Origin of the sequence: Bordetella genomosp. 5, assembly GCF_002261315.1 — a bacterium.
Lineage (GTDB): Bacteria > Pseudomonadota > Gammaproteobacteria > Burkholderiales > Burkholderiaceae_B > Bordetella.
Genome location: NZ_NEVP01000001.1, coordinates 371,702 through 385,781 on the forward strand (window position 1 = coordinate 371,702; position 14,080 = coordinate 385,781).

General features: G+C 67.4%; 15 protein-coding genes. All 15 read right to left on the bottom strand.

Annotation, left to right across the window (positions count from 1 at the left end):
• Nucleotides 1-1,104, bottom strand: a complete 1,104-nt coding sequence (hisC, locus tag CAL25_RS01720; RefSeq protein WP_094798212.1) for a histidinol-phosphate transaminase — start codon at nucleotides 1,102-1,104, stop codon at nucleotides 1-3.
• Nucleotides 1,105-1,170: 66 nt separating this feature from the next.
• A complete protein-coding gene (gene hisD / locus CAL25_RS01725) occupies nucleotides 1,171-2,475 on the bottom strand; it encodes a histidinol dehydrogenase (protein WP_094798213.1) in 1,305 nt (434 codons plus the stop codon).
• Nucleotides 2,476-2,526: 51 nt separating this feature from the next.
• Complete coding sequence (gene hisG, locus CAL25_RS01730) at nucleotides 2,527-3,201, bottom strand: ATP phosphoribosyltransferase (protein ID WP_094798214.1); 675 nt, start codon at nucleotides 3,199-3,201, stop codon at nucleotides 2,527-2,529.
• Nucleotides 3,198-4,466, bottom strand: coding sequence for a UDP-N-acetylglucosamine 1-carboxyvinyltransferase (gene murA, locus CAL25_RS01735; protein WP_094798215.1), 1,269 nt, complete (start codon nucleotides 4,464-4,466; stop codon nucleotides 3,198-3,200). The genes hisG and murA overlap by 4 nt, the downstream gene beginning before the upstream one ends.
• A complete protein-coding gene (locus CAL25_RS01740) occupies nucleotides 4,466-4,711 on the bottom strand; it encodes a BolA family protein (RefSeq protein ID WP_094798216.1) in 246 nt (81 codons plus the stop codon). Before CAL25_RS01740 ends, murA begins: the two co-directional genes overlap by 1 nt.
• A gap of 3 nt (nucleotides 4,712-4,714) precedes the next feature.
• Entirely contained in the window at nucleotides 4,715-5,518 is an 804-nt protein-coding gene (locus tag CAL25_RS01745; protein ID WP_094798217.1) for an ABC transporter permease, read from the bottom strand.
• On the bottom strand, nucleotides 5,515-6,327 hold the full coding sequence (locus tag CAL25_RS01750) for an ABC transporter ATP-binding protein (protein ID WP_094798218.1): 813 nt from the start codon (nucleotides 6,325-6,327) through the stop codon (nucleotides 5,515-5,517). Before CAL25_RS01750 ends, CAL25_RS01745 begins: the two co-directional genes overlap by 4 nt.
• A gap of 199 nt (nucleotides 6,328-6,526) precedes the next feature.
• Nucleotides 6,527-7,156: an MlaC/ttg2D family ABC transporter substrate-binding protein gene (locus tag CAL25_RS01755; protein WP_094798219.1), complete on the bottom strand. Its 630-nt coding sequence runs from the start codon at nucleotides 7,154-7,156 to the stop codon at nucleotides 6,527-6,529.
• A gap of 27 nt (nucleotides 7,157-7,183) precedes the next feature.
• Nucleotides 7,184-7,972, bottom strand: a complete 789-nt coding sequence (locus CAL25_RS01760; RefSeq protein ID WP_094798220.1) for an MlaA family lipoprotein — start codon at nucleotides 7,970-7,972, stop codon at nucleotides 7,184-7,186.
• Between the two features lie 86 nt (nucleotides 7,973-8,058).
• Nucleotides 8,059-8,604, bottom strand: coding sequence for an outer membrane lipid asymmetry maintenance protein MlaD (gene mlaD / locus CAL25_RS01765; protein ID WP_094798221.1), 546 nt, complete (start codon nucleotides 8,602-8,604; stop codon nucleotides 8,059-8,061).
• A gap of 12 nt (nucleotides 8,605-8,616) precedes the next feature.
• Complete coding sequence (gene mlaE, locus CAL25_RS01770) at nucleotides 8,617-9,405, bottom strand: lipid asymmetry maintenance ABC transporter permease subunit MlaE (protein WP_094798222.1); 789 nt, start codon at nucleotides 9,403-9,405, stop codon at nucleotides 8,617-8,619.
• Nucleotides 9,402-10,238, bottom strand: a complete 837-nt coding sequence (locus tag CAL25_RS01775; RefSeq protein ID WP_094798223.1) for an ABC transporter ATP-binding protein — start codon at nucleotides 10,236-10,238, stop codon at nucleotides 9,402-9,404. The genes mlaE and CAL25_RS01775 overlap by 4 nt, the downstream gene beginning before the upstream one ends.
• A gap of 409 nt (nucleotides 10,239-10,647) precedes the next feature.
• On the bottom strand, nucleotides 10,648-11,631 hold the full coding sequence (locus CAL25_RS01780; RefSeq protein ID WP_094798224.1) for a Bug family tripartite tricarboxylate transporter substrate binding protein: 984 nt from the start codon (nucleotides 11,629-11,631) through the stop codon (nucleotides 10,648-10,650).
• A 92-nt stretch (nucleotides 11,632-11,723) separates the two neighbouring features.
• A complete protein-coding gene (locus CAL25_RS01785; RefSeq protein ID WP_094798225.1) occupies nucleotides 11,724-12,368 on the bottom strand; it encodes an OmpW/AlkL family protein in 645 nt (214 codons plus the stop codon).
• A gap of 244 nt (nucleotides 12,369-12,612) precedes the next feature.
• On the bottom strand, nucleotides 12,613-14,079 hold the full coding sequence (locus tag CAL25_RS01790; RefSeq protein ID WP_094798226.1) for a glutamate synthase subunit beta: 1,467 nt from the start codon (nucleotides 14,077-14,079) through the stop codon (nucleotides 12,613-12,615).
• Between the last annotated feature and the right edge of the window lies 1 nt (nucleotide 14,080).

Here is a 14,080-nt window from a genome sequence, read left to right on the forward strand (position 1 = left end):
TCAGGACTCGGAGCTCAGGATGTCTTGCAGAGCGGCCAGCAGGGCCGCGTTCTCGTCTGGCGTGCCGACCGAGATGCGCAGGCATCCGGCCAGAAGCGGATGCGCCGCCGAGAAGTTTCTAACCAGTATTTTGCGCGTTTTCAGGGCGAGATGCACGGCGTTGCCATCGGGCTGGCCGCTGAAGCGCGCAAGGATGAAGTTGCCCCCGCTCGGATACACCTGCACGCCCGGCAAAGCGGCCAGCGCCCGGGCCAGCGGCGCGCGGTCGGCCCGCAGCCGCGCGGCCTGGGCGTCGAGCACGTCTTTATGGCGCAGCACGGTACGCAGCACCGCCTGGCTCAGGACGTCGAGGTTGTACGGGGGGCGGACCTTGTCGATCTCGGCGATCCAGGCCGGATGTCCGGCCAGGTAGCCGAAACGCAGACCGGCCAGGCCGATCTTGGACACCGTGCGCATGACCACCAGATTGGGCTGGGCCAGCAGTTCGGGCATCCAGGTGCCGTCGGCAAACGGTTGGTAGGCCTCGTCGATCACCACCAGGCCGGGCGCCGCCGCGAGGATCGCGCGGATCTGCGGTTCGGTCCAGGTGCCGCCCGTGGGGTTGTTCGGCACGGCCAGGAACACCACCTTGGGCTGGGTGCGCTCGATCGCGGCCAGCATGGCGGGCAGGTCGAGCTCGAGGTCGCTCGTCAGCGGGACGGCCTCGAAACGCGCATGGTCGAAGCGCGCGGCCATGTCGAAATAGACGAACGAGGGCCAGGGCGACAGCACGGTGTCGCCCGGCTCGCAACAGGCCTGGATCAACAGGTGGATCAGCTCGTCGGAGCCGTTGCCGAACAGCAGGCCGGCGCCGGCCGGCACGCCGAAGGCGGCGGCGACCTCGGCTTTGAGCGCCTGCTGATCGGAGGCCGGGTAGCGATTGAGTTCGGCCTCGCGTGCCGTGGCGGCGATGGCGTCGCGCACCGTATCGGGCAGCGGGTACGGGCATTCCATGGCGTCGAGCTTGATGCAGCCCGCCGCCTGGGCGACCGGGTAGGCCGTGAGCGCGCGGATATCGGCCCGCACGGTGCGGGCGATACGCGCGGCGACCGCGCTATCGTTCATGCGAGGACTCCCCTGTCCGTGACGAGAGGCCGCGGGCCGGCTCGGCGGCCGGCCCGATGCGGCCGGTCATTCCTTGTCGAGCCGGTACTGCGCGCTGGCGGCGTGCGCCTGCAGGCCTTCGCCCAGCGCCAGTTCGGCGGCGATGCGCCCGAGCGTCTGGGCGCCGGCGTGCGACACCTGGATCAGGCTGGAGCGCTTCTGGAAGTCGTACACGCCCAGCGGCGACGAGAAGCGCGCCGTGCGCGAGGTCGGCAGGACGTGGTTGGGGCCCGCGCAGTAGTCGCCCAGCGACTCGGAGCTGTAGCGGCCCATGAAGATCGCGCCGGCGTGGCGGATCTTCGCGGTCCAGATCTCGGGCTGCTCGGTGGAAATTTCCAGGTGTTCGGGCGCGATGTCGTTGGCGATGGCGCAGGCTTCTTCGAGGTCGCGCACCAGAATCAGCGCACCGCGGTTGGCCAGGCTGGTGCGCAGGATCTCGGCGCGCGGCATTTGCGGCAGCAGGCGCGCGATGGCGGCCTCGACGTCGGCGATGAAGTCGGCGTCCGGGCACAGCAGAATGGATTGCGCGAGTTCGTCGTGCTCGGCCTGAGAGAACAGGTCCATGGCGATCCAGTCGGCCGGCGTCTTGCCGTCGCAGATGACCAGGATTTCGCTCGGGCCGGCGATCATGTCGATGCCCACGGTGCCATAGACGCGGCGCTTGGCGGCGGCCACGTAGGCATTGCCCGGACCGACGATCTTGTCGACGGCCGGCACGGTGGCGGTGCCGTAGGCCAGCGCGCCGACGGCCTGCGCGCCGCCGATGGCGAAGGCGCGATCGACGCCGGCAATGGCGGCGGCGGCCAGCACGATGGGATTGCGCACGCCGTCAGGCGTGGGCGTGACCATGATGAGCTCGGGCACGCCGGCCACCTTGGCCGGGATGGCGTTCATCAATACCGACGAGGGATAGGCGGCCTTGCCGCCCGGCACGTACAGGCCCACGCGGTCGAGCGGCGTGACCTGCTGGCCCAGCGTGTTGCCTTCGGCGTCGGTGTAGGTCCAGGTCTCGATGCGCTGGTGTTCGTGATAGGCGCGCACGCGGTCGGCGGCGGCCTCGAGGGCATTGCGTTGCGCGGTGGGCAGCGCCGCCAGCGCCGACTGCCATTCGGACTTGGGAATCTCCAGCGCGGTCACGTCGGTGGCCGGCACGCGATCGAAGCGCTGCGTGTACTCGAGCAGCGCGGCGTCGCCGCGGCCGCGCACGTCGGCCAGGATGCCGGCCGTCGCGCGGTCGATGGATTCGTCCTGCGAAGCCTCGAAGGCCAGCAGCGTGGTCAGGGCGGATTTGAAACCCGGGTCGCGGGAGTCGAGACGTTTGATCAGAGCCATGATGTCATCGTACGGGCAAGGTCGCGGCGCGCCGGCGGGCGCGCCCGGGGGTCAGGCGTTGCGGGCGGCGGCGCGTTCGAAGGCGTCCAGCAGCGGTTGCAACCGTTCGCCGCGCGTCTTGAGCGAGGCCTGGTTGACGATCAGCCGCGAAGAGATCTGCATGATGTCTTCGACAGCCACGAGACCGTTGGCGCGCAGCGTGCCGCCGGTGGACACGAGGTCGACGATCGCGTCGGCCAGGCCGACCAGCGGCGCGAGCTCCATCGAGCCGTACAGCTTGATGATGTCGACGTACACGCCTTTGCTGGCGAAGTGTTCGCGGGCCGACTGCACATACTTGGTGGCCACGCGCAGGCGGGCGCCCTGGTGCACGGCAGCCGCGTAGTCGAAATCGTGGCGAACGGCGACCGACAGGCGGCAGCGCGCGATGTTGAGATCGATCGGCTGGTACAGGCGGCCGGGCTGCTGCGCGGCGTGCTCGATCAGCACATCCTTGCCCGCGATGCCGAAATCGGCCGCGCCGTACTGCACGTACGTGGGCACATCGGAGGCGCGCACGATGATCAGCTGCAGACCGGGGTCGCTGGTGGGGAGGATCAGCTTGCGCGAACTTTCGGGGTTCTCGCTGACCTCGATGCCGGCCTCGGCCAGCAGAGGCATGGTTTCTTCGAAGATGCGACCCTTGGACAGCGCCAGGGTCAACGGGCGGACAGTCGCTTGGCTCATGCCGATTCCTTGCCGGTGATACGTTGAATCCGGGCACCCAGGCCCTGCAGCTTGACCTCCATGCGGTCGTAGCCACGATCCAGGTGATAAATGCGATCGACCAGGGTGTCGCCTTCGGCGGCCAGGCCCGCGATCACGAGGCTGGCGGACGCGCGCAGGTCGGTGGCCATGACGGTGGCGCCCGACAGACGGGGCACGCCGCGCACCACGGCGGTATGGCCGTCGATGTCGATCTCGGCGCCCAGGCGGCAGAGCTCCTGCACGTGCATGTAGCGGTTTTCGAAGATGTTCTCGACGATGACCGCGGTGCCCTCGGCGATGGTGTTGAGCGCCATCAGCTGGGCCTGCATGTCGGTGGCGAAGCCCGGGTATTCGTGCGTGCGCAGACCGACCGCCTTGGGGCGGCCCTGCATGCGGGCGCGGATCCAGTCGGGGCCGGTTTCGATCTGCAAGCCGGCCTCGGCCAGCTTATCGAGCGTGGCGCCCATGGCCGCGGGGGCGGCGTCGCGCAGCAGGATGTCGCCACCCACGGCGCCGACGGCGCACAGAAAGGTGCCGGCCTCGATCCGATCGGACATCACGCGGTGGTCCGCGCCATGCAGGCGCTCCACACCGTCGATCACGATACGGTCGGTGCCATGGCCGCTGATGCGGGCGCCCATTTTGATGAGCAGTTCGGCCAGGTCCACGATCTCGGGTTCGCGCGCGGCGTTTTCGAGGATGGTCTGGCCTTCGGCCAGCACGGCCGCCATCAACAGGTTTTCGGTACCGGTGACGGTGACCATGTCGGTGCGGATCGAGGCGCCCTTCAGGCGCTTGGCCCGCGCCACGACGAAACCATGTTCGATGCTGATCTCGGCGCCCAGCGCGGCGAGACCCTTGATGTGCTGGTCGACCGGACGCTGCCCGATCGAGCAGCCGCCGGGCAGACTGACGCGCGCTTCGCCGAAGCGGGCCACCAGCGGACCCAGCACCAGGATCGAGGCGCGCATGGTCTTGACGAGCTCGTACGGGGCCTCGAGCTTGTCGACGCGATCGGCCTGCAGGATCACGGCGTCGGTGCCCGTCTGCTCGCTGCGCACGCCCATGGTGCCCAGCAGGCGCAGCATGGTCGTGGTGTCGTTGAGCTGCGGAACATTGGCCAGCGTGAGCGGCTCGGCCGAGAGCAGGCTGGCGCACAGGATCGGCAGCGCGGCGTTTTTCGCGCCCGACACCGTGACTTCGCCCGCGAGCGGGGCGCCGCCGGTGATGCGAAGCTTGTCCATCAGGTGCCTGCCTTGGCGTACTCGGCGGGGGTCAGGGTGCGCATCGACAGTGCGTGGATTTCGGCCTTCATGCGGTCGCCCAGCGCGGCATAGACCAGCTGATGGCGTGCGATCAGGCGCTTGCCTTCGAAGGCCGGGCTGACGATGACCGCGTCGAAGTGCGAGCCATCGCCCTGCACGTCCAGATGATCACAGGGCAGCCCATCCGCGATGTACTGACGGACCTGTTCGGGAGTGGGGAGCATGGGTCAATTCCTGAGTTTGTAGCCGCGCGAGAGCAGGCGCAGCGCGTAGAGCGACAGCACGACGAACACGCCCGCCACCACGGCGAAACTGCGCCAGGGCGAGACGTCCGACACGGAGAAGAAGCCGTAGCGGAAGCCGTCGATCGTGTAGAAGATCGGGTTGTAGTGCGACACCGCCTGCCAGAACGGCGGCAGCGTGTGAATCGAGTAGAACACGCCCGATAGGAACGTGGCCGGCATGATGAGGAAGTTCTGGAAGGCCGCCAGTTGGTCGAATTTCTCGGACCACAGGCCCGCGATCACGCCCAGCACGCCCATGATGCCGCAGGCCATCACGCCGAACACCAGCACCCAGCCGGGGTGGCGCGGCACCAGCGCGCCGAAATACAGCGCGACCAGCCACACACAGACGCCCACGGCGAGGCCACGCACGACCGCGGCCAGCACGTAGGCGCCGAAGATATCGCGGTGCGACAGCGGCGGCAGCAGCATGAACACCAGATTGCCCGTGATCCGGCTCTGGATGAGCGACGAGGACGGGTTGGCGAAGGCGTTCTGCAGCATGCTCATCATCATGAGCCCGGGAATCAGAAACGCCGTATAGGGCACGGTGTCGTACACCATCACCCGCCCTTCCAGCACGTGCGCAAACACCAGCAGGTAGAGCAGCGCGGTGATCACCGGCGCGGCGATGGTCTGGAAGCTCACTTTCCAGAAGCGCAGCAGCTCCTTGCGCAGCAGCGTCGGAAAGCCCGAGCCGGCGTCGAGACGGGGCTGAACGCGTTGTTCGGTGGCGGGCGTGGTCACGAGCGGGCCTCCTCGGGCGTCAGGTCGGCCGTCTGCGGGTCGTCCTGGTGCATGATGCGGACGAAGGCGTCTTCGAGGTCGACGCCGCCGACCCGCGCCAGCAGCGCCTGGGTGGTGTCGAGCGCGACCACGCGGCCGCCCTTGAGCATGGCGATGCGATGACAGAGCGCTTCGGCTTCTTCGAGGTAATGCGTGGTCAGCATGATGGTGTGACCCGCGCGGTTCAGGCGCGAGATGAATTCCCACAGCGTGCGGCGCAGATCGACGTCGACGCCGGCGGTCGGTTCGTCGAGCACGATCACCGGCGGACGGTGCACCAGCGCCTGCGCCACCAGCACGCGGCGTTTCATGCCGCCCGACAGGGCGCGCATGTTGTTGTCGGCTTTATCGGCCAGGCCCAGGTTGAACAGGATCTCGTCGATCCAGTCATCGTTGCGGCGCAGGCCGAAATAGCCCGACTGGATGCGCAGCGTTTCGCGCACCGTGAAAAAGGGGTCGTAGACAAGCTCCTGCGGCACCACGCCCAGCGAGCGGCGCGCTTCTTTGTAGTGCGTGACGACGTCGTAGCCACAGACGCTCGCCTGGCCCGCGCTGGCACGCGCCAGACCGGCCAGAATCGAAATCAGCGTGGTCTTGCCTGCGCCGTTGGGGCCCAGCAGGCCGAAGAACTCGCCGTGGCCGATGTCGAGGCTGACATCATTGAGCGCCTGGAAGCCGGGCGTACCCGTCTTGCCTAGGACTTTGCGCCAGCCGGCACTGCGCGGCGGGTAGGTCTTGGAGATGTGCTGGAGACTGACGGCGGCTGACATAGATGGGCGCAAGCGGCGCGGCGCCCGCAGGCGCCGAATCGGCCATTATATAAGGCGTGGCGCGCTTGCCCCGCCAAAGCCCCGCCCGGCCGCAGGGCCGGCGCCCCGGTCAAGCGCCGAAGAACGGCGATTTGCGGGCTTGTGACGCTTGGAACAGCCTGGGGAAGCTGGCCGCCCGGTGGACGGCCAGCGAGAGGGATCAGCGGTTACGCTGGTTCAGTGCGGCGATCAGGCCGTCGATGCCGTTCTGGTTGATCTGCTGCGCGAACTGGTTGCGGTAGTTCTCGATGAGCCAGATGCCTTCGACGTTCATGTCGTAGATGCGCCAGCCTTCGGGGGTCTTTTCGAGGCGGTAGTCCACCTGCACCGGTTGGGTGTTGCCCTGGCTGAACAGGCTGCGCACGACCACGTCGTTGGCGTTGGGGTCGCCGCGCTGGGGCAGCAGGGTCACCTTGGTGCTGCCGTCGACCTTGGCCAGCGCGCCGCTGTAGGTGCGGATCAGGGTGCCGCGGAAGGCGTCGGCGAGCGCCGTCTTCTGCGCGTCGGTGGCCTGGCGCCAGAAGCGGCCGGCCGCGAGGCGGGTGGTCTTGGTGAAGTTGACGTACGGCAGGATGTGCTGGTCGACGACCTCATTGATACGGGTGAGGTTGCCGGCGCGCACCGCGCCGTCGGACTTGATGACTTCGAGGGCTTCGTTGGCAGCTTGCTGCACGAACTCGCCCGGGGGGCCCTTGGGGTCGGGCTTGGCCAGGGCGGCGCTGCTGGCGCCTGCCAGCAGCGAGCAGGCCAGCACGACGCGGCCCATCAGAGGGAAAACAGAAAACCGCATGGATACTCCTTCTTGCGCCCGCGTGACTTACTTCGCGGGCGGGTTCGCCGGGGTGGCGGCCGGAGCGGTCGTGTCGGCTTCGTCGTCCTCGTAGTTCGGCAGGGAACCCTCGGCGTCGACGCGGTCGCCACGGACCATGGCCGCTCGTCGTTGCAGATAGGCATCGCGCACGAAACTGTACGGGTCGAGCGCCACGCGATCGACGGTGTCAGTGACTTCGAGCAGGCTGGCACGCGTATCGACGACCTGCAGACCCCAGAGGGAGTTGCGCAGGCGGACGTTGTCGATGGCGGAGACCGAGACGAATTGTCCGGCCTGCCAGTCGCCGGCCAGGCCAGCGCCGTCGCGGACGGTGCTCGAACCGTAAATCGGCAGTACCAGATACGGTCCCGAGCCGATGCCCCACACACCCAGCGTAACACCGAAGTCGTTAGGAATCTTTCGCGCTCCGTTAGCAGAAGCTACGTCGAAACAGCCGCCCACACCCATGGTGGTGTTGAACAAAAAGCGGCCCAGGGTGTTGATGAAATCGTGACCGCGGCCCTGCAGCATGCTGTTGGTGCCGGCCCAGAGATCGTTCACGTTGCTGAACATGTTGTGAACGCAGTCGCGGGCGGGCGACGGCACCACGTAGGTGTAGGCCTGGGCCACCGGCTTGAAGAGCGCGCGGTCGACCGTGTCGTTGAATTTGTACACGCCGCGGTTGAAGCCTTCCCAGGGATCGCGCGGGTCCGGATTCTGGGACGTGGCGCAGCCGGCCAGGAGCGCGCCGGCGAACGTGACGCTGGCGATACGGGACAGGGCTTGCATGGTCATGGTGTCAGGCCTTCAACGGATGCTGATATTTTTGTGAATATGAACGATGTGCGAGCAGACCCCGCCTGCGCGCGCCATCGCCCAATTTATTGCGCGGGTGCCGGTGCGGGCGCGGGTGCGGCCGGCGTGGCCGCCGGAGCGGCGGATGCGCCACCGGCATTGCCAGCGCTGCTGCCCTGCTTCTCGGCCGAGCCATACAGGAACTGGCTGATCAATTGCTCCAGCACCACGGCGCTTTGTGTATAGCGGATTTTGGCACCGTCAGCAAAATTTTCTTCCTCGGCGCCCGCGGTGAGGCCGAGGTATTGCTCGCCGAGCAGACCCGACGTGAGGATCGAGGCGGACGAGTCGGTGGGGAACTTGTAGGCCGTGTCCATGTGCAGCGTGACCACGGCCTGGAAGGTCTGGTCATCGAAAGAGATGTTGGACACGCGGCCCACGACCACGCCGGCGCTCTTGACCGCGGCGCGCGGCTTCAGGCCGCCGATGTTGTCGAAGTTGGCCGTGAGGGTATAGGTGGGGGCAAACGAGAACGTGCTCAGGTTGCCGGCGCGCAGCGCCAGAAACACCAGCGCGAGCGCGCCCAGCAACACGAAGAGGCCTACCCAGAAATCGGTTTTTTCACGAGACATGATGAATCCGTATCAATTGCCAAACATCAGGGCGGTGAGCAGGAAGTCGAGGCCGAGCACGGCGAGCGAGCCCACCACCACCGTGCGAGTCGTGGCCCGCGCCACGCCTTCGGGCGTGGGACGGGCCTGCCAGCCTTCGTAGAGCGCGACGAGGGTGACGGTCACGCCGAACACCACGCTCTTGATAACGCCGTTGGCGACGTCTTTCCAGACGTCGACGCCGCTTTGCATCTGCGACCAGAACGCGCCGGCGTCCACGCCGATCATCAGCACGCCCACGACCCAGCCACCCAGGATCCCCACCATGGAGAATACCGAGGCCAGGATAGGCATGGCGATCACGCCGCCCCAGAAGCGCGGCACCAGGACCCGGCGCACCGGATCCACGGCCATCACCTCCATGGCGGAGAGTTGTTCGCCGGCTTTCATAAGGCCGATTTCGGCGGTGAGCGAGGTGCCCGCGCGGCCGGCGAACAGCAGCGCGGTCACGACCGGCCCGAGCTCGCGCACCAGCGACAGCGCCACCAGCAGGCCGAGCGCTTCTTCGGAACCGTAGCGGTTCAGCGTGTAATAGCCCTGCAGGCCCAGCACGAAGCCCACGAACATGCCGGAGACGGCGATGATGAGCAGCGAATAGTTGCCAATGAAGTGAATCTGTTGCGATACCAGACGCGGGCGTTGCAGCGCCACGCCGCTGCGCGCCAGCAGGCCGCCGAAGAAACGGCTGAAGTAGCCGATTTCGGCGATCAGGCCACGCACCCAGCCGCCGGCCTTGCTAATCGGATTGCCGGTCGAGCTCATCGCTTGCGTCCTTCGTGTTTGGCCAGCCAGGCGCGGAACGCCGGCGTTTCGGGGTACTGGAAGGCCACCGGGCCATCGGGCGCGCCGTCGAGGAACTGGCGCACGTAGGGGTCTTGCGAGGCAGACAGCTCCGCCGGCGTACCGGCGGCCGCCAGCTGGCCGCGGCCGACGAGATAGACCTCATCGGCGATCGCGAAGGACTCCTGGACATCGTGCGTGATCAGCACCGAGGCGCAGTGCAGCCGGTCGGACAGGTGCCGGATCAGGCGCGCGGTGATGCCGAGCGAGATCGGGTCCAGGCCGGCGAACGGCTCGTCGTACAGAATCAGCTCGGGCTCGAGGACGACCGCGCGGGCCAGCGCCACCCGGCGCGCCATGCCGCCGGAGATCTCGGCCACCCTCAGGTGGGCCGCGGCGCGCAGGCCGACGGCGTCGAGCTTGTCGAGCACGCGGGCGGTGATGGTGGCTTCGTCGTCGCGGGTGTGTTCGCGCAGCGGGAACGCCACGTTCTCGAAGACGTTGAGGTCGGTGAACAGCGCGCCCTGCTGGAACAGCACGCCCATGCGCTTGCGCACGGCCTGCAGACCCTCGCGGTCGAGACCGCCCAGCTCCTGGCCGAAGACGCGAACCACGCCCTCCTTGGCGGCGAGCTGGCCGGTGGCGGCGCGCAGCAGGGTGGTCTTGCCGGAGCCCGAGCCGCCCATGACGGCGACCACCTGGCCGGGCTTGACCTGCATGGAAATGCCACGCAGCACCGTAAAGTCGCCGTACCCCAGGGATACGTTCTCCAGGGATAGGGCAAGTTCCGAGCTGTTGCGGGTAGATGCGGGCATAGGCAGCGGGAATGGGTGCGCGCGCCCACTATATATAGGGACGCTGTTACGGCGAGGGGCCATTGTAGCCCGGCCGACGCGTCGCGCCAGCGCCGCGACCAGGAGTGGGACAGAGTAGTCGTCCGCGCCGACAGATCGAAGGCCGGCGTTTCAGCCCGGGTCCGGCCGTGAGGGTCGGCCCTCGACACGCCCGTATCGCGGGGCGCAGCGGCCCGTCGGGCATCTGAAAGCGGGCTGAAACCGGTTGGGCCCCCCCCGGCCCTGCCCCGGGCAGTGGCAGACACCCGGCAATGTGCGGCGGATCGCCGCCCACGGCGATGATGCGCGCGCACAACGGATTCGGCCGGGGATGCGACCCCAGGGAGCGGGGTCCGCCCGCCCCTGCGTCGGGCGGGGCGGACGAGCCCAGTTATTGCAGCGTGATCTTGCCGGTCTTGATCACCTCGGCCCACTTGGCCGTCTCGCTCTTGATGAAGGCGCCGAACTCCTCGGGCGTGCCGCCGCCGGCCTGGCTGCCGGTGTCGGCGATCGCCTTGACCACCTCGGGATCCTTCAGGATCTTGTTGAACTCGGCGTTCAGGCGCGCGATCACCGGGGCGGGCGTCGCGGCCGGCGCCACGATGCCTTGCCAGTTGTACGACTCGAAGCCCGGCAGTCCCGATTCCGCCATGGTGGGCACGTCGGGCAGCACGGCCAGACGTTGCTTGGAGGTGACGGCGATCGGGTGGATTTTCTTGCCCTGGATGGCGGGCAGCGCCGAATAGCCCATTTCGAACATCATCGAGATGTGGCCGCCCATCAGATCGGTGGCGGCCAGGCTGCCGCCCTTGTAGGGCACGTGCACCACATCGACATGGGCCTGTTCGCGGAACATTTCGCCCGACAGATGGTGCGCGCCGCCCACGCCGGACGACCCGAAGGTGAGCTTGCCGGGTTCTTTCTTCGCCAGGGCGATCAGGTCCTGCAGCGTTTTGACCGGCAGGGTGTTGTTCACGCTGAGCACGAGCGGGCTGTTTTCGATCAGCACCACGGGCGCGAGGTCCTTGATCGGGTCGTACGGCATGTCGGGCATGAGGGTGGGGTTCACCGACATCGGGGCCAGGTTGCCGGTGCCGATGGTGTAGCCATCGGGGGCGGCCTTGGCGACCAGATTGGTGCCGATCACGCCACCCGCGCCCGCCTTGTTCTCGACCACCACGGTCTGCTTGAGGTTGTCGCTCAGCTTGCGGGCGAGCAAGCGCACCCGGGTATCGGCAAAGCCGCCCGGTGCATAGGGCACGATCAGGGTGATGGGTTTGCTGGGCCAGTTATCGGCGCTCTGGGCGCGGGCCGGGCCAGTGAGCAGGCAGGCGGCGGCAAGCGCGCCCGCCAACAGGGGGAACAGGGGTTTCATGCGCGGACTCCTCTATACATATTGTGTGTTGCGCGGCAGGAAAATCATTATGCCCTGCCGCCACACAACGCCCGCGCATGTGGCCTGAAAGCTTAGAAGCGATACCCCACGCCGACGGTCGCGACCCACGGATCGATCCGGGCGGTGCCGATGCGCTGGCCGTCGAGCTTCACCTTGGAAGAGATGTCGATGTAGCGCAGGTCGGCGTTCATGAACCAGCGCTCGCTGAGCTTGACGTCGACGCCCACCTGGCCTGCGATGCCCCACGAGTCGGACAGCTCGAGCTTCGAGCCCGACAGGGCGCCGTGGGTCTTGGTGTCGAAGAAGGTGGTGTAGTTCAGGCCGATGCCGACGTACGGCTGCACCGTGCTGTCGGGCAGGAAGTGCCATTGCAGGCTGAGCGTGGGCGGCAGCTGCTTGGTGCTGCCGATCTTGCCCAGGCCGCCGCTACCGCGGATGTCGTGTTCGAAGGGCCAGGCGCCCAGCAGTTCGATACCGACATTGCGCGTGGCCATGTAGGTGACCGTGAACGACGGACGCACGTTGTTGTTGACGTCGAGGCCGACGGCGCCGTTGAGCACGCTGCCGTTGTTGGACTTGGGGCGCACCTGCGTGGCCCCGACCTTCAGCAGCCAGTCGCCTTCTTCGTGAGCGACGGCGGGGGCGGTGGCCAGCAGGGTGCCCCCACAGAGTGCGGCCAGGATCAGGGCGCGGGTGCGCCGATACATCGGGAACATTTCCTCTCTCCGGTTTGCGTGACGATAGGCTGTCAGGTTCGCAGAGGGCGGAAAATGGGGTCTTGATGTGCATCAAGCCCCCGATGGCAGTGTGGTCTTGCCGCCACGCGTCTCGGACGAACGCGAGGTTTGCATCGAGGATCACGCGGCCTCGTGCGCGTATTGCGCCGCCGCTCGCGCGCAGAAAAACAAAACGGCCGGCTCCTTGCGGAGGCCGGCCGTTGCCTTGCCGTGATCGCGGGGATCAGCGCGGCAGGTCGGAGCTGCCCATCAGGAACTCGTCGACGGCGCGCGCGCACTGGCGGCCTTCGCGGATGGCCCAGACGACCAGCGACTGGCCACGACGCATGTCGCCGGCCGCAAACACCTTGTCGACGTTGGTGCGGTAGTCGTCGGTGTTGGCGCGGGCATTGCCACGCCCGTCGCGGTCCACGCCGAAGGCGTCGAGCACGGTTTGCACGGGCGACACGAAGCCCATCGCCAGCAACACGAGGTCGGCCTTGAGCTCGAACTCGGAGCCTTCGACTTCGCGCATCTTCATCTGGCCGGTGGCTTCGTCCTTGAACCACTCGACGCGCGCGCCGATGAGCTTCTCGACCTTGCCGTTGGCGCCCTTGAAGGCCTTGGTGGTCACGGACCAATCGCGCTGGCAGCCTTCGTCGTGCGACGACGAGGTGCGCATCTTGAGCGGCCAGTACGGCCACACCATGGGCTTGTTTTCGCTTTCGGGCGGCTGCGGCAGCAGTTCGAACTGCGTGATCGAGGCCGCGCCGTGACGGTTGCTGGTGCCGACGCAGTCGGAGCCGGTGTCGCCGCCGCCGATCACGATGACGTGCTTGCCCTTGGCCAGCGTCTGGTCGGTCAGGCGGTCGCCCGCCACGGCCTTGTTCTGCTGGCGCAGGAAGTCCATGGCGTAATACACGCCGGAGAGTTCGCGGCCCGGCACCGGCAGGTCGCGCGGGGTCTCGGAGCCGCCGCTCATGACGATGGCGTCGAACTCGGCCTGCAGCGATTCGGGGGTGCGCACCGTCAGGCCATCGGCCGCGGCGTCGCCCTGCTTGCCGATGTAGGTCGACGGCTGGAATTCCACGCCCTCGGCTTCCATCTGCGCCACGCGGCGGTCGATCTGGGCCTTCTCGAGCTTGAAGTCGGGGATGCCGTAGCGCAGCAGGCCACCGATGCGATCGCTCTTCTCGAACAGCGTGACGGCGTGGCCGGCGCGGGCGAGCTGCTGCGCGGCCGCCATGCCGGCCGGGCCGGAGCCCACCACCGCGACCTTCTTGCCGGTCTTGCGCGCCGGCAGTTGCGGCACGACCCAGCCTTCGGCCCAGCCCTTGTCGATGATCGCGTGTTCGATCGACTTGATGCCGACCGCGTCGCTGTTGATGTTCAAGGTACAGGCGGCTTCACACGGCGCCGGGCAGATGCGACCGGTGAACTCGGGGAAGTTGTTGGTGGAATGCAGCACGTCGAGTGCGGCACGCCAGTCCTGGCGATACACCAGGTCGTTCCAGTCGGGGATGATGTTGTTGACCGGGCAGCCGTTGTTGCAGAACGGGATGCCGCAGTCCATGCAGCGCGCCGCCTGTTGCTTGGCCTGATCGTCGCTCAAATGGAGGACGAACTCACGCCAGTGCTTCAGGCGCTTGGCCGGGGCTTCATACGCCTCCTGGAGGCGCTGAAATTCCATAAATCCAGTGATCTTTCCCATT